Genomic DNA, 16921 nt, shown 5'->3' on the forward strand with positions numbered 1-16921 from the left:
TCCTTAGTTGGCGGAACCTTGACGGTCCCAGAATTTGCGGTTGGCCTCGTTGATCTCGGCGACAGTGCGCGCCTTGCCGAAATCCTTGGTGGTAATGCCCGTCTTCGACGCGGCGCCATTGTTCTGCACCTTCACCATCTCGCTGGCGCCCATGAACGCGGCGTTCACAAGAGCGGCGGGCATCTTCTCGAAGTCGGCGGTCAGGCCGCCCAAGAAGTTGCCGATCAGCGCGCGGCCGGCGTCGGTCTTGTACGCCAAGTCGAGCGCCTTGCGCTGGCACTTGCAGAGCGCAGCTGCACGGTCAGCGGTTGCCATCTTGGCGTCGAGCGTCGGCAGCTTGATGCCCGGAGCGAGGATTTCAGCGCGCGACGGGATGCTGGCTGCGGCGTCACCGGTGTACAGGTCGACGTCTGCTTGATTCAGCTTGCCAGCCGTTTCGGCATTGAGGATTTCGTCGTTGGTCTCGTCATCCTCGTCGTCGTCATCGCCGTCGCCCGTTTCCTTGGCCTTTTTCAGCTCTTGGATGTCGGCGTCCATGGCCTTCAGCTTGGACAGGATCTGCGTCAGGGCGTCGCCCGTCTTGCCTTCCTTCTCTTCGGCCTCGCGCTTCTTGCGCTCTTCCTCGGACTCCTCGTCCATGGCTTCGGCTTCTTGCGCCAGCTCTTCGGCGGACTCGGCGTCCTTGGCCATGAAGGCAGCACGCAGGCGGTCTGCGAAGCTGCGCTTGCCCTTGGGCTTGCTGTCTTTCGTCTTCATCTCTTCGGGTTCCTTATCGCCAATGGCGCAACGCGGGCCGCATCGGCCGCGCTCCACCAGGGCTACGTGGTTGACAACGATGTTGCGCTGTACCCCGCGCCCGGGTGATACCTGTTCGTAGTCCGCCTCGTAGCCGAGGCTGACTTCTTCGATGTGCTCGTCCTGCACGGCCTTGATGGCGTCGGGATGTTTGATCAGCAGGTCCGCAATCAGCAGGTCATCCTCGATGCCGGTGCCTCGGCGCGGGTTCAGCATCACCCCCTGCGTGAGCGCGGCGTAGTTGTCCGGCTGCACGAAATCGTCGGGATGGTCGAGCGTGGCGTCCTTGCCCATGCACGACGCCATCGTCTCGTCGCGGAAGACCTCCTCCGGCGTCCGGCTGATGCGGATGAGGCCATCCGGGCCCGGCTCGACCGGCACCTCGCCGGGGCCGTAGATCATCTCGCCCGTGCGCGCGACGGGCACTTCCTCGCAGAGCAGGAAGCCTTCGGGCGTCAGCGAGCGCTTCGGGCCAAGCTTCTGCACGGTGTAGAAGCGCATGTTCAATCCTCGGGAATCACTGGTTCCGGGTAACAGCGGCAGTTCGGAAACTGCCCGGCGTGCCCGGTCATGCCGTCCAGCTCGGGCGGCTTATGCCACGCCACGAACTGGCCATTCATCTTTCGGTGCGACTCGCGCACATCGCCGTCGCCAGACGTCCGCCAGATGTAGCCGGACGATCCGATGTGTTCGGCGCGGGCCTGTGTCAGCGCGGTAGCCGTGCGCGTCACTTCCGTGCGCGCGATCAGGTCTGCGCGGCTCTTGGCCACGTCGCCGGATTCCTGAATCGCTTTCGAAATCTCGCGCGCTCGGCTGCCGTCCTCCAGACCTTCGATCGTCAGGCGATGCACGCGCTCGGCTGCCTCGATCGGGATGGACTTGATCAGCCCCACCTGCTCAGCCATCAGCGCGCGCATGGTTTCGCCAGTGGGCGCCGTGCGCAGTTCCATCTGGATGGACCGCGACATTTCCTGCGCCTGCGCCATCCATGCCTGCGCGTCGCGGCGCTCGACGTCAGAGAGCATCCGCGCGGCGGTCGCCTCGGCCCACGGTGTCAGGGCTTCGGCGTACCGTCGCAGCAGTTGCTCAATCGTCGGAATGACCGCGGGATCGCCAGGCGGAAAGCCATTGACCAACGCGCCCACCTGCTTTGCGACCTGTCGGAGCTGCGTCCGATACAGCCTTTCCGCGCCGTTCGTTTTCACCCGGCTTACCGCCTTCTTGCGGCGGTCGGTCGTTCGGGTCATCAGCATTGGGCAGTTCCATTTCGGCGGCCGGCGGCGGCTCGTTCTCCGCCTCCTCGATCTGGTCGTCGGTGATGCTCGTGAACACGCCGGTGCTGTGGCTGGCGTGCCGCAGTTCCTTCATGGCGGTCGACGTGTCGACCAGGCCGGCATCCAGTGCCGTCACAACCGCATCCGTGGTCGTCTTGGCGTTGTTCGCCTTCTCGGTGTCCGACAGCTGCCAAAGCGACGTGAAGCTGAACGCGAAGCCCTCGGGCGGCTTTGCACCGAGTTCCGAGCGCAGCAGCACCTCAAACAGCCGCGTCATTGGGCTGCGCAGGCGCCGCTCCTGCTGCTGCTTGATGTTGTCGTAGTACGTGCGCAGGTCGCTTTCGCCCGTCGAGTTCAGCCCGGCCGGCGACTGCCCGAAGAGGCGCACCAGCGGGATTTGCAGCGCGCCCGAGAGCTGCTGCCCGAACTGCATCAGGACGTTGTCCAGGCCAGAGAACTGGTAGGAATCGACCTGCATGTCGTCGGCGGCGTCGATGAGTGTCATGCCCTCGTTCGACTGGAAGCGCCGGATCATGTCCACGTTCTTGCCGAGCGCCTCCAGCGCTGGGCCGCCCATGGCGATGATCTCGCGCAGCTTCTCGACCTTCAGCGTGCGCAGATGGGCCTTGTAGACCAACTGCGCGGCGCCCACGGTCGTGCTGTCGAAAGCGACAAGGCGATCAATCAGCCGCTCAATGACCGACTGGCCCCACAGGTTTTCCGAGATCTTCTGCCAGTAAGGCAGCTCAACCCCGTCGATTCGCAGCACCCGGCTGTAGTGGATGCGCTGGCGCGGCAGCGCCATGCTGTCGGCCACCACGTCGTAGAAGCGCGGCATGCCCATGTCCGGGCCCATCTCGGTGACCAAGTCATTGAGCGTCGGCTGAACCAGCCAGCGGTCCAGGACGAAAAGCCCCTTGAACTGGTCGGGGCCGATCGAATCCGGCCGCAGCGGCGTCTTCGGGTCTTGCCCATCGATCAGCATCACTGCCAGCGCGCCGCCGTACAGGCGAGCCCACTTGATCGTGTCGTTGATGCGGTCCCACAGCGCCATGCGCTCGAAGCCGGCCGTCAGCTTGTCGCGATCGCCCGGGTCAAGCTCGGCGTCAATGTCGACGCCCGCGCGGGTCATGTCGTCCGCAACCACGTCCACGGCCTGCCCGACCACCCACGAAGAGCGGTACATGGCCTCCATCTGCACGCGGTTGCGCGAGATGAAGTCAAAGCCGTAGCTGTACTGGCTGGCCTGGTTGTTGGTACCCAGGCCGACGCGCGCCTCGAAGTTCTGGAAGCTGTCGCCCGCGATCCAGCGTTTCGCGCTGGCGGACGCTGCCACGTTGGCCCGGTGCTCTCGGACCTCGGCTTTGCGTTGTTTGCGGTTCATTGTGCGAGCTTCGTCCAGACGTCCAGTGATCCAGCATCAGGCGGGAAGCACATAACAAAGGCATCCGCCAAGTTGGGCGACGGCACGGGGCCGCCTTCCCGGTTGGGCTTGGCCAAATCCTTCTTGCTTTCCACCTTTACCCGACCGTTCTGGTCGTAATCCCGCTTTGGGGTCGATAGTTCATCGATCAGACGCTCCAGGTACGGCGTCTCGCTAGAGATGCTGATGAGCTGATCGTCAGAGTAGGTTTCGCCGTTGCGCACGGCGTTGAATGTGTTTCGAAACCGGTCAGCGACCAACCACCAGGCTTGCGCCTTGATGTTAGAGAACATGTCGCTGTTCTTGATACCCGGCTGGTAATTCCGGTCAGGCTCGTACACCGCGCCACCAGCGTTGAACTTGCTGTAGCGCACGAGGAACGTCTCACCTTCATTGCGGCGCGCCTCGTTGATCTCGGCGAACTTGGCGCCAACGGATGCGCCAACGCCAATCGAGTCATATGTGACGGCAGCCTCGCGCTCCTTTGCGACGTTGTAGGTGCGCTTGCAGGACTTGAGCAGTTCGTCCTCGCCGGCCTTCCACTCGTCCGCCCACTCCACTACAGAGCCATGGGCGTAGACGTTGGCGCACTTGTCAGCGCCGCTATCAGCAACGTCGAACCCTACGCGCTTGACGCCGCGCGGCGCGAATCCGAGCACCTTGTGCGCATCGATCGCGGCCATGATCCACGAGCGCTTAATGATCGAATCGTCGTCATCGTCACGCGGCACACCCAGATAGACGTGCTCGTAGCTGTCATAGTCCTCCGCCTTCGCCGACTCGATGATTTCGAGCATCGTGTCGGAAAGGAACGGGTTCTCGACGTAGTTGATTTGCCGGACAACCGTCTTCGGCGGCGGGTTCGTGACGAAACGCCTGTAGACAAAGTCTGTCGACAGGCGCGGGTTAAAGATGATCCAGAACTGGGAGCCCGACTTGCGAAGCGTAGGGTTCAGGATCTCCCACTGCTCTTCCGTCAGGTTGTGGGCTTCCTCAATCCAGCAAACGTCGATGCCCTCCATCGACTTGATTTCATCGATCGAGCGCCACAGGCCGTAGAACAAAAACTCGCTGCCAGTGGCGACGTTGATGATCTTGTCGCGCTGGATGTCAAAGCGGTGCTGCAGGCCAAATCGCTCGATCTGCACCTTCAGCAGCGAATAGACCGATTCGGCGATCTTGTTCTGAAACTGCCGGGCGCAGAGAAACCGGATTTTGTAAGTGTTCGTCAGGAATACGGCAAAGCCTGCCGCATCCCAAGATTTCGAACTTGCCCGCCCTCCGTGAAGCACACGGTTCCGGGCCGGAGATGTCCAGAATTTGCGTAGCGCCGGGTTAAGCGTCGCCTTCTTCGTCTGAGCCTGCATAGAAGTGATCCAGCCCAGCGGGCGCCTCCGTGCCGCCGCCGTCGTGGGCGCCTGAGATGCCGTACGCCTCGCGCTCTAGGCCGATCAAGGTTTTCAGGGTTTCCGCCAGCTGTTTCATGCTGGTCACACGGCCCGCGCTTGAAATGACCTTCTGATAGAGGTCGTTGCGCTTGTCATTGCCGCGGTCATCAGGCTGACGGAGCATCTCGCCAAGCTGCTCGAACAGCTCGCGGTTCTCGGTGACGCACTCCAGTTCGCCAAGCAACGCCATCGCCAGGCGCCTGGATCGCGCAATGTCGCTACGGTGAGCCAGACGAATGCCGGCGATCACCTCGGCGTTGGCCTCAACGATCAGCCGGTCGGTTACCGCCTGTTCGCTGGTAACTTCAGTGGTAACCGTGCGCGTGGTAACCAGCGCATCAGCCTTTGCCTGTATGCGCTTGGAGAGATCGCGCTCCCATCCGTCACGCTTTGCCCGCTTGGAGATCGCCACATGCGAAATCCCCTGCGAGGCAGCAATCTCACGCACCGACAGGACGCCGGCGCGGTAGTCCGCTTCGATACGTTCCCAGTCTGGCGCGATCTTCTTTTCTTGCGCCATTGCTATGTCCTTTGGCTCCCCAGAAAGACAACGCCCGCCGGCCGAAGCCAAGCGGGCGCCGAAGACTGCCTTTCGGGCAGCAGGAGGAGAGCACCATGAAACGGGTTGAGGGTTTCCCTCACCCAAACCGCCAGCCCGTTCGCCTGTCGGGTCAATTCCCTGTTGGCGCGCTTATCCCGTGCGGGCAGCCTGCGGTTTGGGTGAAGCGGCTGGCTGCTCTGGGCCGGCCAGCACGATATGTATCGTTATTGCTTTGTGGCGTCTTTTTATCCATCCTCGCTAATGGCAGATGCCATAACTGAGGAGATACACATGGGCCTTAACACCAGCGAACGCTATACGATGGCAGTTGAAGTGGTGAAAGCAGGATTGACTCATGGCACCATCAAACTCCATGGAGCGCTGAGCGATCCAGAGGGTCACGCAGAGCGAGATGCGAAGTACCTAGTCAGGTTGATCCAAGACATCGTGAACGGCTTGGACGCGAAGTAGCGACAACTAGGGGCGTTGCGGCGCCTGCCAGAAGGCCAGCCACACGCCCCACCAGAGGTACATCATGGTCGGGGCGAACATCAGTCGGCGTCCTTGGTGAACAGGGATTCGGCGCGCAGCCGGGCCAGCGACATGCGCGCGACCTTGCTGGCCTGCTCGCGCTTCTCGGCGGCTGCTTCCTCTTCCTGCTTCCGCTCCAATACCAGCATGGGGTCGCGGTAGCAGTGCGACGGGAGAACGGTGAAAGTGTCCATGGGCGCCAGAAACACAAAAGCCCGCGTCGTGCGGGCTTGATGGGCAATTCAGGATTACGCAGGGCGGTTACATACGCCACACGGCGCGGTTATTGGCCGCTCCGGCCTCGGTCGTTCTCGAACGAATCCGCTGGGCCCAAAGCAAAAACCCCGCTCAGTGGCGGGGTCTGTTTGGCGCTTCGTCTGAGGACACGCATCCCTCCGAATGGATGCTGTCGCGGTCAGAGCCGGAAACGCCGCAAGGGCTTCAGTAATCTACGCGCAGGATAGTACAGGTGCGTGGAGTTTACAAGGGCTTTTCGATGTCCGGCACCTCTTCCCCAAACTTACTCGCGACGTAGGCGCGCATGGCGGCAACCAATGGTGAGGCGCTCTCAAAAGATGGACCCTCCGCATTGGTAAATGCCTCCCACCTGTCCTGAGTCCTATCCGGTGAATCAGCCGGAAGAAACAGCAGGCTGACAAGACCACGGTCAATGAGCGGGCCAGCGTCATCCCATCGCCGATGATACTGCGGGCATGGTTTTACGCTGGCGAACTGGCCCATTTTGAGCCAGTAGGTGCCACTGTTCGGGTCCGGCGCGGGATGAGCAGGCGCCAGAACCTCGCCCTCCGCGCGCGCTACCCACAGATCAAGCAGCGCGCCCTCCAGTTCCGCCACCTTCATACCGTTTCCCCTTGCGTCATCCGGCGCACAGTTTCCGCCATTGTTACACGCGCCACCTCCCCGTCAATCACGTGCGCCGCGATCGAATGCGCCTTCGCCAGCCGGACCCTCCAGTGCTTGAGGGTATGGTGCGATGCGCCGTACTTGCGCACGAGGATGCGGCAGACGATCTCGGGCGGAAACTGGTGGACGTAGTGCAACTGCAGCAGGCGCTTCGAGATGGGATCCGCGATGCGCTGCCAGGCGCGCTCGACCAGCCAGCCGTCCTGCACGTCGCGCGGGATACACGGCTCGGCCACCATGCCCTTCTCGGCGTCGCGCAGAGCCGTGGCCAGCTTCGCCCATGACGCGCAGCACTGCGGCCGTGATTGCGGATCGCGCACGACGCGGGCCCAGTTCTCCAAGCGCTGTTCAATTCCCATTCCCCGCTCCCTCAGACTTTGACCAGACCTTTCTTCTTCAGCACCACCAGCGACCGGATATGCCCCAGTAACCAGTCCATTTCTACCTCTTCGCGCGTCACGCCGGGCGGAGGCGGCCTTTGGCCGTCGTACACCGCATCGCAGGCGGTACAGGCATAGGCGCCGCACAGGTCGTCGGACTTGTGCCCCATGCCTTTGCCGCCGGCCGAGCCACGGTAGTGCGACCAGATCGTGGTAGCCGGATCGAACGTGCAGGCGCCGGGGATGCGCACAAGGCAGTCTTCGCCCCGCGCCGATTCGCGGATCTTGCTCATTCGTCGAACTCCGACAGGATCGAATCCATCATCTCGTCCGCCTTGTCCTTCAGATGCGGCCACAGGTATGCAGCCGCATGTCCGCCGCGCAGGAAAGCCATCACCTTGTCGTGGAACTCGGCGAACTCACCCTGCTCCGCCGCCGCGTAGCTGATCGACTTGGGGATCGGGACGACACCGCCCTTCGGGCCGGCGGCCCAGATCACCCAGCCAGCTCCGACCTTTATCCAGCTCAGGTAGGCGTCGAAATCCGTGAAGCGCTCCTGTGCGTCGAACACGGCCTGCTCGATCGCGAAGTGCCGACGGTGATAAGGCCCGCTCCGCGCTTTGTGCGTGACGATCTCCACCATCTCGCCCGGCTCCAGGTTGAACAGGCCATTCACGAAGCGGCGCCACTGCTTTTTCCCCTTCTCGCCCAGCCCGTCGATGGCGCCGAACAGCACGCGGCGGGCCGCGTCACGGTCCACCTCGGGGATTGCCACGGGCGCCTGCTTCACCAGGGTGATTTCGCTCATCGTCCAGCCTCCTGAAAAACGGTCTTGATGGCGGCGGCCACAGTGCGCCGGTTGGTCGAGTCGGCAAGTTCGGCGCCCAGCGCGAGCGCAGCGCCGATGGCCCGGTATTCGTCACCCGAGCAGCCCCACTTGCCGGCGGCGTTGCCGCGCTTGAACACGCCGCGAATGGCTTCCAGGCCCTCGGCGGCAATGCCCTTCTCGCGGTCAGTCAAGTCGCGCGACAGCACAGCGGCGAGGTTCACGGCAGCAGCCAGCGTGTGCGCGCCATGCTCGGTGCCGGTGCCTTCCTTGAAGCCCTCCAGCGTGCCCAGCGGCGTCAGTTGCAGGTCGGTCTTCATTTCCTGCGACAGGCCGAACACCAGCGGTAGGCCCGAGGCGCGCGGGCGGTAAGCGCTGCGCTTCCTCATGCGGCCTCCCGCCGGTGACCATCAGCATTGCGGCCAAAATAGATGACTGCTGGGCGAGGCTTGTATTGCGGTGGTGCGATGACTGCCTTGAGAAGGCGGCGCCAGTTGGCTGCGGTATTCAGCACAGCCGGCCCATCTACGCCGTCAAATTGGTCGGCTGGCGTCGTCATTACGGTCATAGCGTCAACCACATGCGCCGGCACCGCGATGTTGATGCCTGCGTTGTAGTAGCCGAGATGCGCACGCACCGTTTCCTCGTCATAGCGGCCAGCCGTTGACGTGCGAAACGTGTAGCCATTGTTTTCAGGGCGCCACAACAGGATGTAGCGATTGCTCTTTTGCGTGTGATGCACGCTGATGACATAGAAGTCGCTCATGCCGCCACCCGCGCCAGCCGTACGCGATTCCACCGGCAGCTGTCCGCGCGGTGGCCGAAGCCCCCACACATGCAGCAGTAGCCGTTCCATTGCTGCGCAATGATGGACAGACGTGCTATCTCATCTGCGAGCCGCTCAAAGGCTTGCACCAAGAGTTGGGCGCTTTCTGCGAAGCGGTCACAAGCTTGCGACAACTGCGTACCCTTTTCTGCGTCCATCACACGATCCCCTTTTGCCTAAGCCACTCAACCCGCGCATCGGCCACCTGCTCCATTGCCGGCGAATACGCCTTGCAGTGCTTCTTGAGCAGCGCCACGTAGCGAACCGATGGCAGCTTTTCCTCCGCGCACTTGCCGCGCCCCATCAGCGCAGCGCCGCGGTCCTCCTGCAGCGAGAACTTGGTGCAGTCCACGCAGCGAACGTCGCTCATGCAGCCCTCCCGATTGCCTGTTGCAGCATGCGCAGCGCCATGCCGCTCTTGACTTGGTCCGTGGTGAAGCGCAGGACGCGCCAGCCGAGCACTGCGGCCGCCGAATACTTCTCGCAGTCCGCCGCGAAACCAGCGCCGCGCGTATGGCGCCCAGCCGACCACGTACCGCCCTCGATCTCGACCGCCACCATCCGGGCCGGATCGGCGAAGTCCATGCGCCAGCGGCGCGGCGGCGCGAACCGGTACTCGCGCTCGAAGCCGTCAATGCCAGCGGCCCGAAGGTGCAGCGCGAAGGTTTCTTCGCCGATGCTCATGCCGCCCTCGACATCTGGCCCGGCAGGCAGCCGTAGAAGAACTGGTGCGCACGCTCGTGCTCAGCGATGTTCATGCGAGCAGCAGCCGACACTTCTTTCTCGATCAGCGCTGCGTCACCAGCCGCCTTCAGGACGCGCCAGCGGTACACGAAGCGGTTTTCGCCTTCGCGCTGGTGCACGCCCAGCTCGGCACCTTTTGCAGAGACCCCCTCGGGCGTCTCGTGCCATCCGGCGGCAGGAGCGGCTGACGCCCCCGCGCCCGCAACGCGACCAGCAGGCTCACGACGCACCCACGTGCGCCAGGCAGCCGACCAATCGACCTTGCGTGCATTGGCACCGCCTTGCGCGTGCCAATGGTCCCGGAACTGTTCTGCGACCTTGCGGACATGCTCTGCCGTCCAGTCGGGCCGCTCTTGCAGCGCCCAATCGCCCAGCGGCTTGGGCAGAACCCAGTCGAGAGGCAATCGGGATGCCTTGCTCGGTGAGCGCGGCGCAGGGGAAGCTGCGTCGCTCCCACCTTTGTTTTTCGGTAAGGCTTGAGTAGAGGTGTTCTCTTCTTCTCTACTCTCCTCTTCTCTATCGTGACTCTGCGTGACACCGCGTGACTCGTCGTGATGTTCACCGTTCTCGCGTGCCAAGCGCTCGCGTTCACGCTGCTCGCGTTTTCGCTCGGCGGCTGATTTGGCGCCGGTTTCCGGGTTGCCTGCATCCTCGCGCTTGGGCTGCCGGCGATCCCAGCCGGTCAGCTTGTTACCGTCGAGAACGCGGCCCTGCATGGCTTCTCGGATGCTGCGAATCACGTCTTCCGACACGTCTAGCGCGCTAGCGATGTCCTCGTCCGTGACATCCGTGACACCTCGCGTGACAGTCCGTGACTCGTCGTGACATTGCGTGACACCCTGTGACGCATCCACCAAGAGATGCACATACATCGCAAGTACGCGCGAGATTTCCTGTCCGGAAATGCGGGCAACGGTCCGAAACTTCGGATCGTTGGGCATGTCGTGCCAGAGACGAAGCCAATCAATGCCAGCGGCCATTCCTATGCAACCTCCAGCACCAGACCAGGCTGGCGCGTGCGCTCTGCTTGGAGGGCGATGTACTCAGGATTCAGTTCGGCGCCAAGCCAGCGGCGGCCGAGGCGCTGCGCAACGCTGGCGACAGTGCCCGAGCCCATGAACGGATCGAACACAATGTCGCCCGGCCGGCTTCCCGCGAGGATGCACGGCTCGACCAGCGCTTCGGGGAACGTGGCGAAGTGCGCGCCGCTGTACGACTGAGTGGCGATCGTCCACACGGAACGCTTGTTGCGCGTCTCGCTGTAGTCGACGTCCTCGCGGTCGGGGCGGTGCTGTCCCTTCTGCCCGTGTTCGCCGGCCGAGTACTTCGTCTCGCGTGCAAAGCTGTTGCGCTTGGAATAGCGCCCAGTGAGCTCGCGGTGCGCACTGGCGGACGTGTCCCAGCCGGCCGGCGTCCGAACCCGCGCCTTGGGCTCTGAGTCGAATCCGTGCCCGAAGCCGACGCCCGTCGGCGTGGCGCCGTAGGTCGCCGGCTCCCTGATCGCTTCCATGTCGCACAGATAGCGATCGCTCTTGGCCATCAGGAACAGATATTCGTGGGCCTTGGTGCAACGATCTCGCACGCTCTCCGGCATCGGGTTCGGCTTGTTCCAGATGATGTCCTGTCGCAGCCACCAGCCGGCGTCCTGAAGTGCGAACGCGAGGCGCCAGGGCTGACCCATCAAATCCTTGGCCTTGATGCCTTCGTCTCGGATCTTGCCGGTGCCGCTGTTCTTCCGCTGGCTAGCCGCAACTTGACGGGCGCTGAGGGCGGATACTGCGACACCGCTGTACGCCCGGCCTTGTGAGCCCCACGAACCGGCATAGCTGTCGCCCATGTTCAACCAGAGCGTGCCGTCATCGGCAAGCAGCTCGCGGCATAGGTCGAAAACCTCGACCATGTTGCACAGAAACTCGCGCAGCGTCGGCTCCAAACCAAGCTGGCCAGAGACGCCGTAATCGCGCAGTCCCCAGTACGGCGGGCTGGTCACGATGCACTGCACGCGCACGCCGTCGGCGATCAGCGAACGCATGACATCGCGGCAGTCGCCCTGATAGCAGTGGTCGAGTTTCATTGGAAAAGGCTTTGTTGCTTCGCCGGCACCTTGACGGCTTGCACCGTGCGATTCATGACGCTGCACTTGCGCTCACCAGCCAGCACCAGGCGCCCCGCGGCGATGAGTTCGTTGCGCCGGCCCGAGACGCTGGATTTCTCCATGTGCAGCGCTTTGGCGATCTCTGCAATGGTGGCCGTGCCGGCGCGCTCGACGTATTCGGCGATGCGGTCGCACTGCAGCTTGCCGACGTTGCGGCGGCTGCTGGAGTGGTAGGCCTCGATGGAGGTTTCGGTGACTTGGGTGCGCATCAGGCGGCCCTCCCCTGCAGAAGTTGCATCAGCAGCTCGACCTTCTTCTCGGCTTCTTGGCGGCGCTCGCGTTCAGCGTCGCGTTCACGCTCGGCATCCGACTTGATCTGCACCAGCGTGCAGCCGAGTTGATAGGCCAGCCATTCGGGATAGATGCGGTTGCCGACGAGTTCGCAGAACGCGGCAACCTGATCGGCCTGCAGCGTTGCGTCGCCTTTCTTCATCCGGGAGAAATAGCCGGCGTCGAGTCCGAGGGCGAGATAGATTTCTTTGTCTTCGAGGCCGGAAGACGAGCAGGCCAGCGTGAAAGCGGCGCCTGCAGTCTTCTGACGACGAACCATCTCGATGGGCATGTCGTTCGGCTCAGCGCGTCGCGACAACGTGAGTTCGCCTTGGTCGGCAACCGGGAACAATGCTTTTGACGCCACTTGACTAACCCTCGGAGCTATAAAAAAACGATGATCTGGTCATCGTTGAGGCGCCTCTCTTGGGCGCCGCCGCACTACTGAAACCTGATGCTGCTACTTACTTTTCTTGCCCTTTGCTCGCCGCTGCCGTACACCACCGGTAGGCGGCTGCACGTCGTCGCTCGCGTCCTGGCTGTATCGGAATCCTTTGAGAAACAGCGCGGGATAAGCGAGCTTCACCGCCGGTGGAATGCCGCGATCGCGCCAGTTGTGCACGCGCTGGACACCGCCTTTGCGGCTGTCATAGCCAAGGAGCTTGGCGACCGTTGCCGGACCGCCAAGGCTTTGGATGATTTGCCAGTCAGGATGGACGGCGCTTTGTTTAGGGCTCATGCCCTGATTAAACACCACGTTTAATCAGAAGTCAAACGCCATGTTTATCAACAGGTTGTTTACGTGTGAGACCATGCCGCCCATGCACGAGACCATGGTTCGCCTCTACGAGGCCGCACGAACACTCAAGGGATTGACGACTCAATCGGAGGTCGCAAGAGCCTTCAACTTCTCTCAGCAGCGGATCAAAAACTGGGAGGCCAGAGGCATGTCGAAGGGCGGCATGTTGAAGGCCCAAGAGGTATTTGGCTGCAGCGCGACTTGGCTGGAGACTGGGAAGCCACCCATGGAGACTGTCAAGAGAAAATCTGATGCAGATCAGATTGAAATAAGCCTTAACGAGCACCCGGAAGCGCCCTCTTACAATTCCGGCTCAGCACCCGCGAGAACGCTTACAGGCGTCAAGGTGCGTCCGATTGTTACTTACGAGAGCCTGGAAGAACTTCCCCAAGAGTCGACGGTTCTCATCACGAGGATTGATGTGGAGCTGTCTGCTGGGAATGGGAGGGAGACCTGGCACATTGAGGAAAAGGAGCCGTTGCCATTCCAGGCGGACTACATCCGAAGCCTCGATGCCAAGCCGAAGAATTTGGTCGCCGTGAAGGTCAACGGTGACAGCATGGAAACGCGGTTGTTCGACAAGGACACCGTGGTCGTCGACACGGCCGACACACGCGTACCGGCCAACGGGGGCGTGTTTGCTCTGGTGTATGCCGGGGAGTTGTTGGTAAAGCGGCTGTTCCGGCTGCCGGATGGCGGCATGAAGATCGTCAGCGACAACGCCACGCGCTACGCGCCTGTGGACGTCGGACCCGAGCACGTCGAAAACGTAAGCATCATCGGCCGGGTAAAGTACCGGTCGGGTACGGGCGACTTCTGATTCACTTGGAGGGAGTATGAAAAAAGCCAGCGCCGCGGCGTTTGCTGCGCTCGCGCTTGCGGGATGCGGCGATGATGCCAGCCGCTCAACAGCAGAAAAAGCGCCAGAAGTACCCGCACGGTTTGCCTGCAATGAGGAAGGCGTAAGACCCTACCGACACGACATGCTCTCGATCTCGGATGAGGTCGAGGTGTGCAATTCGATGCAGGCCTCTGAGGGAAAACTTCCCTCGGTCCAGTTCTTCCAAGACATGTCTAAGGCCGTCGCAGCCTTCAAAATAAAGGGCAGCAAAGACGACGCGCGAGAGCTGTCCTACCAACTTATGAACGTCATTGAGGCGCGCGGCCAATCCAGCGCCGACGACGCCACCAAGTACAAGACCATCGACATGGTATTCAAGATGTTCAATGGTTGGAACGGCCGGATTACCCCGCGCGACGTGAACGTCTTCCTGCGCAATAGCGGCTCCTTGGCCCACAAGCTCAGCGACGATGGCCTGATCCAATCCATGGCGATGGTGATGGAAAACAAGAAGGCCGCCGGCCTCTAGCGCGCCCATTTATACCTAAGCGTCACACACCACTATAAAGCCCGCCTCGCGCGGGCTTTTTGTTGCCCAAAAACTACACACCACGTTTGCTAACCACGAAAGAAAATTAAACGTCGTGTTTGACAACAAACTAAACATGGTGTTTAATGAACTCCATCGACGCACCACACGGTGCCAACAGATGGAGAGCGAGATGGAGCAACTCAATACGACCCACCCGATCCCGCGCGACGTTCTGCGCAAGCCGATCGTGATTGGCGCGTTTCTCGACGGGTTCTTGGTCGATGCGCTTGGCTGCGATACCGAGGCCGAAATCGCCAGCGCTAAGGAAACGCTGCTCTCCATCTATCGCAATGCCGTGGTCATGCGCAAGACCGACCACGTTCCGGCTTTGTGAGGTGATCACCATGATCGACATCCTCAGCCAAGACGAAAAGCGGATCGGTGACCTGATCGTCAACGATCCGACGTATTGCTCCAGCGACCAAGGCTACGACCCGCAGCCCTACATGGCCACGCTGATGCAGTACCTGCGCCGCGGCGATTTCTCGCCAGCAGAGATGGAGCGAACGCTCAACCAACTGACTGCGCAATGTCTGCGCGACGTCAATTGGACGCTCACGAACCAAGCCAAAGAGGAAGTTGACGCAGCCGACGCCCTGACCGCCGAAGAGGAATCACGCGGCCGGCTGGAGCGCTCGCTCGGCATGTCCCTCCCCCATGCAGCGTGAGGCGTCCATGGACTTCAGCCTTTCTCCCGAGCAATACGCGGAACTCGCTCGCTACACCGTGGTGATGGTCATCGTCGGCATCGGTGCCGGCTGGGCGCTCGCCCGTACGTGCCGCGAAGAGTTGCCGCAAGACGAAGAGCAAGACGACCAGCGCTCGCAGCGCCGCGGCCGGTACTGACCAACAAAAACACCGAGGTAGACGATGAAAACGAATCTGATCGCGGGCGCTGTGCTCGCTTTGGCAGCCCTCTCGCTGCAAGGTTGCGGCGGCGGTGGCGACGGCGCGGATAGCGCTGCAACCAGCGCAGCAGCGGCGCCTTCGCCGAAGCCCGCGCCTGTCCTGATTGAGGAATACGGCGACTCCACGACGTACGGCAATGGCCTGTCCACCAGCGAGCCCGCCGTGTTACAGGCCTTGCTGGGCGACGTTGCCATCGTGAGCAACCAAGGGCGCGGCGGCTGGGATTCGGGCATGTTCTACAACCTGCCGTGGTCGAAAACGATGGCCGATTCAAAGGCTCGCGTCGTGACGATCAACGTCGGCATGAATGACGCCTACCCGAGCCACGCCATCAGCGTCGACCAATACGGCCAGTTCCTAACAGCGCTTGTGCAGACCGCGCGCGGTGCCGGCAAAACGGTCGTGCTGTACGAGCCGAATCCGTCTTGCGACCCGCTGCGCGTCGATCTTCCCAAGTACGTCGCAAAGCTCAATGCCGTAGCCGCCGACCAGGACGTGCCGGTGGTGCACCACTACAGCGTGATCTCGGCAATGCCGGACTGGCAAAAGCTGATTCCTGATTGCGTCCACCCGTCGCCCGCGCTCTACGCGCAGATCGCACAGATGAACGCCATTGCCCTTGCGCCGATGGTCAAGGCGCTGGCGCAGTAATCGAAGACGAGCGCGCGCAGAAGCGGCGCTATTGATGAGGGGATGACTATGAAAACGACGCCTTACGGCTTTTTTGGATGCAGTGCTCTGGCTCGTTGGTTGCCCTATGTGCGGTGGGAGAACCCAGTTGCAGCAAGAAAGATCGCGGCGAAGTTGATAGCAGGGACGTATTAACCGCCGCCACTGAACAACCAGCAGGGGATGAGATGCAAGTCGAACGTAAGTGCAAAAACTGCGGCGCCAAGTTCATGGCCCGCAAAGCGGACGTGAACCGCGGATGGGCTCGCTTTTGCTCGAAGTCGTGCAAGGCAAAAGCGCAGGAAAAGCGCACGGGCCAATACAGCCAGATGCTGCAGAACCTCGATAACGGCAATGCCTACAACGGTTACGACGCTGATATGGACGCGGCCGGGCACATCTTCGCGTCCGGCGTGTTCGGCCACGGGCAAAGCTAGGAGTCTGAAATGCGTGTATCCGACACCGAAGCCGCGCAGCGCGTGGCAGACAACGACAACTTGGTGGGGGAGTTGGTGGAGGCGTTGCGGGGATTGCACGACGCCATCGACAACTACTTCGGCCCTAGTAAGGCAGGGCCAATGTGGCCTAAGTATCTAGACCCCGAGATGTACGCTGCTCGAGCCGCCCTCGCCAAAGCCCAAGGAGCGCAGCAATGACGCCGCTCGAACGCTACCACTGGCAGCGCAAGAACCGCCGCGTTGCTTACCTGATCTTCGCCGGCCTGGTGGTCTTCGTCGCCGCGCTCGGCAAGTTACACGGGAGCCTGTGATGCGCGTGCCCACACCAGAGATCGTCGACTACCACGAGTACCGCACGCTGGCCGAGGCATTCGGGCCTGGTGCACAGCTCGCCACGCAGCCCACCTGGAAGGACTGGGCAGCAGCAATCGCCACCGGCATCGGTTGCGGCGCAGTGATGGCGTTTGTCGTCGGCTGCGCGGCCGGCGCCCTGATTCGATAACAACGAGGAGCACA

Annotated in this window: 29 protein-coding genes; 10 read left to right on the plus strand and 19 right to left on the minus strand. The window is 62.1% G+C overall.

Annotation, left to right across the window (positions count from 1 at the left end):
• Nucleotides 1-3 precede the first annotated feature (3 nt).
• The 5 genes from R2669_RS04105 to R2669_RS04125 are packed head-to-tail and all read right to left on the minus strand — an operon-like array spanning nucleotide 4 to nucleotide 5460.
• Entirely contained in the window at nucleotides 4-1296 is a 1293-nt protein-coding gene (locus R2669_RS04105; protein WP_316898733.1) for a DUF2213 domain-containing protein, read from the minus strand.
• Between the two features lie 2 nt (nucleotides 1297-1298).
• Nucleotides 1299-1931, minus strand: coding sequence for a phage head morphogenesis protein (locus R2669_RS04110; RefSeq protein ID WP_316899071.1), 633 nt, complete (start codon nucleotides 1929-1931; stop codon nucleotides 1299-1301).
• Complete coding sequence (locus R2669_RS04115) at nucleotides 1882-3453, minus strand: DUF1073 domain-containing protein (protein ID WP_316898734.1); 1572 nt, start codon at nucleotides 3451-3453, stop codon at nucleotides 1882-1884. Before R2669_RS04115 ends, R2669_RS04110 begins: the two co-directional genes overlap by 50 nt.
• Nucleotides 3450-4859 (minus strand): PBSX family phage terminase large subunit, encoded by a 1410-nt coding sequence (locus R2669_RS04120; protein WP_316898736.1) that lies wholly within the window; start codon nucleotides 4857-4859, stop codon nucleotides 3450-3452. Before R2669_RS04120 ends, R2669_RS04115 begins: the two co-directional genes overlap by 4 nt.
• On the minus strand, nucleotides 4828-5460 hold the full coding sequence (locus R2669_RS04125) for a hypothetical protein (RefSeq protein WP_316898738.1): 633 nt from the start codon (nucleotides 5458-5460) through the stop codon (nucleotides 4828-4830). Before R2669_RS04125 ends, R2669_RS04120 begins: the two co-directional genes overlap by 32 nt.
• A 312-nt stretch (nucleotides 5461-5772) precedes the next feature.
• Between R2669_RS04125 and R2669_RS04130 the strand changes: the two genes are divergently transcribed.
• Nucleotides 5773-5952, plus strand: coding sequence for a hypothetical protein (locus tag R2669_RS04130; RefSeq protein ID WP_316898740.1), 180 nt, complete (start codon nucleotides 5773-5775; stop codon nucleotides 5950-5952).
• A gap of 80 nt (nucleotides 5953-6032) precedes the next feature.
• Here R2669_RS04130 and R2669_RS04135 read toward each other — a convergent pair whose 3' ends face one another.
• From R2669_RS04135 to R2669_RS04200, 14 genes are all read right to left on the minus strand, one after another.
• Complete coding sequence (locus R2669_RS04135) at nucleotides 6033-6206, minus strand: hypothetical protein (protein ID WP_316898742.1); 174 nt, start codon at nucleotides 6204-6206, stop codon at nucleotides 6033-6035.
• A 286-nt stretch (nucleotides 6207-6492) separates the two neighbouring features.
• Entirely contained in the window at nucleotides 6493-6873 is a 381-nt protein-coding gene (locus tag R2669_RS04140; RefSeq protein WP_316898744.1) for a phage protein NinX family protein, read from the minus strand.
• Nucleotides 6870-7295 carry a hypothetical protein gene (locus R2669_RS04145; RefSeq protein ID WP_316898746.1) on the minus strand — a complete coding sequence of 142 codons (426 nt, stop codon included), beginning with the start codon at nucleotides 7293-7295 and terminating at the stop codon, nucleotides 6870-6872. Before R2669_RS04145 ends, R2669_RS04140 begins: the two co-directional genes overlap by 4 nt.
• An 11-nt stretch (nucleotides 7296-7306) precedes the next feature.
• The gene (locus R2669_RS04150; protein ID WP_119447613.1) at nucleotides 7307-7609 is read right to left on the minus strand and encodes a nuclease domain-containing protein; all 303 of its coding nucleotides are present in this window, start codon (nucleotides 7607-7609) and stop codon (nucleotides 7307-7309) included.
• Entirely contained in the window at nucleotides 7606-8124 is a 519-nt protein-coding gene (locus R2669_RS04155) for a DUF1367 family protein (RefSeq protein ID WP_316898748.1), read from the minus strand. The genes R2669_RS04150 and R2669_RS04155 overlap by 4 nt, the downstream gene beginning before the upstream one ends.
• Complete coding sequence (locus R2669_RS04160) at nucleotides 8121-8531, minus strand: hypothetical protein (protein ID WP_316898749.1); 411 nt, start codon at nucleotides 8529-8531, stop codon at nucleotides 8121-8123. Before R2669_RS04160 ends, R2669_RS04155 begins: the two co-directional genes overlap by 4 nt.
• A complete protein-coding gene (locus R2669_RS04165) occupies nucleotides 8528-8908 on the minus strand; it encodes a hypothetical protein (RefSeq protein WP_316898751.1) in 381 nt (126 codons plus the stop codon). Before R2669_RS04165 ends, R2669_RS04160 begins: the two co-directional genes overlap by 4 nt.
• Nucleotides 8909-9125: 217 nt before the next feature.
• Nucleotides 9126-9338, minus strand: a complete 213-nt coding sequence (locus tag R2669_RS04170; RefSeq protein WP_316898753.1) for a hypothetical protein — start codon at nucleotides 9336-9338, stop codon at nucleotides 9126-9128.
• Complete coding sequence (locus R2669_RS04175) at nucleotides 9335-9652, minus strand: hypothetical protein (RefSeq protein WP_316898754.1); 318 nt, start codon at nucleotides 9650-9652, stop codon at nucleotides 9335-9337. The genes R2669_RS04170 and R2669_RS04175 overlap by 4 nt, the downstream gene beginning before the upstream one ends.
• The gene (locus R2669_RS04180; protein WP_316898756.1) at nucleotides 9649-10692 is read right to left on the minus strand and encodes a hypothetical protein; all 1044 of its coding nucleotides are present in this window, start codon (nucleotides 10690-10692) and stop codon (nucleotides 9649-9651) included. Before R2669_RS04180 ends, R2669_RS04175 begins: the two co-directional genes overlap by 4 nt.
• A 2-nt stretch (nucleotides 10693-10694) precedes the next feature.
• Nucleotides 10695-11786: a DNA-methyltransferase gene (locus R2669_RS04185; protein WP_316898757.1), complete on the minus strand. Its 1092-nt coding sequence runs from the start codon at nucleotides 11784-11786 to the stop codon at nucleotides 10695-10697.
• Entirely contained in the window at nucleotides 11783-12076 is a 294-nt protein-coding gene (locus R2669_RS04190) for a MarR family transcriptional regulator (RefSeq protein ID WP_316898759.1), read from the minus strand. Before R2669_RS04190 ends, R2669_RS04185 begins: the two co-directional genes overlap by 4 nt.
• Nucleotides 12076-12429 (minus strand): transcriptional regulator, encoded by a 354-nt coding sequence (locus tag R2669_RS04195; RefSeq protein WP_316898761.1) that lies wholly within the window; start codon nucleotides 12427-12429, stop codon nucleotides 12076-12078. Before R2669_RS04195 ends, R2669_RS04190 begins: the two co-directional genes overlap by 1 nt.
• Before the next feature lie 168 nt (nucleotides 12430-12597).
• Entirely contained in the window at nucleotides 12598-12876 is a 279-nt protein-coding gene (locus R2669_RS04200) for a hypothetical protein (protein ID WP_316898763.1), read from the minus strand.
• A 73-nt stretch (nucleotides 12877-12949) separates the two neighbouring features.
• Between R2669_RS04200 and R2669_RS04205 the strand changes: the two genes are divergently transcribed.
• The 9 genes from R2669_RS04205 to R2669_RS04245 all read left to right on the plus strand — a co-directional run bounded on the left by R2669_RS04205 (nucleotide 12950) and on the right by R2669_RS04245 (nucleotide 16907).
• Nucleotides 12950-13756 carry a LexA family transcriptional regulator gene (locus R2669_RS04205; RefSeq protein ID WP_316898765.1) on the plus strand — a complete coding sequence of 269 codons (807 nt, stop codon included), beginning with the start codon at nucleotides 12950-12952 and terminating at the stop codon, nucleotides 13754-13756.
• Between the two features lie 16 nt (nucleotides 13757-13772).
• A complete protein-coding gene (locus R2669_RS04210) occupies nucleotides 13773-14306 on the plus strand; it encodes a hypothetical protein (protein ID WP_316898767.1) in 534 nt (177 codons plus the stop codon).
• Between the two features lie 193 nt (nucleotides 14307-14499).
• Nucleotides 14500-14703 carry a hypothetical protein gene (locus R2669_RS04215; protein WP_316898768.1) on the plus strand — a complete coding sequence of 68 codons (204 nt, stop codon included), beginning with the start codon at nucleotides 14500-14502 and terminating at the stop codon, nucleotides 14701-14703.
• Nucleotides 14704-14713: 10 nt separating this feature from the next.
• Nucleotides 14714-15037, plus strand: coding sequence for a hypothetical protein (locus R2669_RS04220; RefSeq protein WP_316898770.1), 324 nt, complete (start codon nucleotides 14714-14716; stop codon nucleotides 15035-15037).
• Between the two features lie 7 nt (nucleotides 15038-15044).
• Nucleotides 15045-15215 carry a hypothetical protein gene (locus R2669_RS04225; protein WP_316898772.1) on the plus strand — a complete coding sequence of 57 codons (171 nt, stop codon included), beginning with the start codon at nucleotides 15045-15047 and terminating at the stop codon, nucleotides 15213-15215.
• Nucleotides 15216-15239: 24 nt separating this feature from the next.
• Nucleotides 15240-15929: an SGNH/GDSL hydrolase family protein gene (locus R2669_RS04230; protein ID WP_316898774.1), complete on the plus strand. Its 690-nt coding sequence runs from the start codon at nucleotides 15240-15242 to the stop codon at nucleotides 15927-15929.
• 248 nt (nucleotides 15930-16177) lie between these two features.
• On the plus strand, nucleotides 16178-16384 hold the full coding sequence (locus R2669_RS04235) for a hypothetical protein (RefSeq protein WP_316898776.1): 207 nt from the start codon (nucleotides 16178-16180) through the stop codon (nucleotides 16382-16384).
• A gap of 9 nt (nucleotides 16385-16393) precedes the next feature.
• Nucleotides 16394-16603, plus strand: a complete 210-nt coding sequence (locus tag R2669_RS04240; RefSeq protein WP_316898778.1) for a hypothetical protein — start codon at nucleotides 16394-16396, stop codon at nucleotides 16601-16603.
• A 112-nt stretch (nucleotides 16604-16715) separates the two neighbouring features.
• The gene (locus R2669_RS04245) at nucleotides 16716-16907 is read left to right on the plus strand and encodes a hypothetical protein (RefSeq protein WP_316898779.1); all 192 of its coding nucleotides are present in this window, start codon (nucleotides 16716-16718) and stop codon (nucleotides 16905-16907) included.
• Nucleotides 16908-16921: the final 14 nt, after the last annotated feature.

It is taken from the genome of Ralstonia edaphi (genome assembly GCF_958350185.1).
Taxonomy (GTDB): Bacteria; Pseudomonadota; Gammaproteobacteria; order Burkholderiales; family Burkholderiaceae; genus Ralstonia; species Ralstonia edaphi.

Excerpts from the sequence above, each read along its gene's own strand:
- R2669_RS04105 (WP_316898733.1), bottom strand. The coding sequence starts at position 1,296 with ATGCGCTTCTACACCGTGCAGAAGCTTGGCCCGAAGCGCTCGCTGACG.
- R2669_RS04115 (WP_316898734.1), bottom strand. The coding sequence starts at position 3,453 with ATGAACCGCAAACAACGCAAAGCCGAGGTCCGAGAGCACCGGGCCAAC.
- R2669_RS04120 (WP_316898736.1), bottom strand. The coding sequence starts at position 4,859 with ATGCAGGCTCAGACGAAGAAGGCGACGCTTAACCCGGCGCTACGCAAA.
- R2669_RS04125 (WP_316898738.1), bottom strand. The coding sequence starts at position 5,460 with ATGGCGCAAGAAAAGAAGATCGCGCCAGACTGGGAACGTATCGAAGCG.
- R2669_RS04130 (WP_316898740.1), top strand. The coding sequence starts at position 5,773 with ATGGGCCTTAACACCAGCGAACGCTATACGATGGCAGTTGAAGTGGTG.
- R2669_RS04135 (WP_316898742.1), bottom strand. The coding sequence starts at position 6,206 with ATGGACACTTTCACCGTTCTCCCGTCGCACTGCTACCGCGACCCCATG.
- R2669_RS04140 (WP_316898744.1), bottom strand. The coding sequence starts at position 6,873 with ATGAAGGTGGCGGAACTGGAGGGCGCGCTGCTTGATCTGTGGGTAGCG.
- R2669_RS04145 (WP_316898746.1), bottom strand. The coding sequence starts at position 7,295 with ATGGGAATTGAACAGCGCTTGGAGAACTGGGCCCGCGTCGTGCGCGAT.
- R2669_RS04150 (WP_119447613.1), bottom strand. The coding sequence starts at position 7,609 with ATGAGCAAGATCCGCGAATCGGCGCGGGGCGAAGACTGCCTTGTGCGC.
- R2669_RS04155 (WP_316898748.1), bottom strand. The coding sequence starts at position 8,124 with ATGAGCGAAATCACCCTGGTGAAGCAGGCGCCCGTGGCAATCCCCGAG.
- R2669_RS04160 (WP_316898749.1), bottom strand. The coding sequence starts at position 8,531 with ATGAGGAAGCGCAGCGCTTACCGCCCGCGCGCCTCGGGCCTACCGCTG.
- R2669_RS04165 (WP_316898751.1), bottom strand. The coding sequence starts at position 8,908 with ATGAGCGACTTCTATGTCATCAGCGTGCATCACACGCAAAAGAGCAAT.
- R2669_RS04170 (WP_316898753.1), bottom strand. The coding sequence starts at position 9,338 with ATGAGCGACGTTCGCTGCGTGGACTGCACCAAGTTCTCGCTGCAGGAG.
- R2669_RS04175 (WP_316898754.1), bottom strand. The coding sequence starts at position 9,652 with ATGAGCATCGGCGAAGAAACCTTCGCGCTGCACCTTCGGGCCGCTGGC.
- R2669_RS04180 (WP_316898756.1), bottom strand. The coding sequence starts at position 10,692 with ATGGCCGCTGGCATTGATTGGCTTCGTCTCTGGCACGACATGCCCAAC.
- R2669_RS04185 (WP_316898757.1), bottom strand. The coding sequence starts at position 11,786 with ATGAAACTCGACCACTGCTATCAGGGCGACTGCCGCGATGTCATGCGT.
- R2669_RS04190 (WP_316898759.1), bottom strand. The coding sequence starts at position 12,076 with ATGCGCACCCAAGTCACCGAAACCTCCATCGAGGCCTACCACTCCAGC.
- R2669_RS04195 (WP_316898761.1), bottom strand. The coding sequence starts at position 12,429 with ATGCCCATCGAGATGGTTCGTCGTCAGAAGACTGCAGGCGCCGCTTTC.
- R2669_RS04200 (WP_316898763.1), bottom strand. The coding sequence starts at position 12,876 with ATGAGCCCTAAACAAAGCGCCGTCCATCCTGACTGGCAAATCATCCAA.
- R2669_RS04205 (WP_316898765.1), top strand. The coding sequence starts at position 12,950 with ATGCCGCCCATGCACGAGACCATGGTTCGCCTCTACGAGGCCGCACGA.
- R2669_RS04210 (WP_316898767.1), top strand. The coding sequence starts at position 13,773 with ATGAAAAAAGCCAGCGCCGCGGCGTTTGCTGCGCTCGCGCTTGCGGGA.
- R2669_RS04215 (WP_316898768.1), top strand. The coding sequence starts at position 14,500 with ATGGAGCAACTCAATACGACCCACCCGATCCCGCGCGACGTTCTGCGC.
- R2669_RS04220 (WP_316898770.1), top strand. The coding sequence starts at position 14,714 with ATGATCGACATCCTCAGCCAAGACGAAAAGCGGATCGGTGACCTGATC.
- R2669_RS04225 (WP_316898772.1), top strand. The coding sequence starts at position 15,045 with ATGGACTTCAGCCTTTCTCCCGAGCAATACGCGGAACTCGCTCGCTAC.
- R2669_RS04230 (WP_316898774.1), top strand. The coding sequence starts at position 15,240 with ATGAAAACGAATCTGATCGCGGGCGCTGTGCTCGCTTTGGCAGCCCTC.
- R2669_RS04235 (WP_316898776.1), top strand. The coding sequence starts at position 16,178 with ATGGCCCGCAAAGCGGACGTGAACCGCGGATGGGCTCGCTTTTGCTCG.
- R2669_RS04240 (WP_316898778.1), top strand. The coding sequence starts at position 16,394 with ATGCGTGTATCCGACACCGAAGCCGCGCAGCGCGTGGCAGACAACGAC.
- R2669_RS04245 (WP_316898779.1), top strand. The coding sequence starts at position 16,716 with ATGCGCGTGCCCACACCAGAGATCGTCGACTACCACGAGTACCGCACG.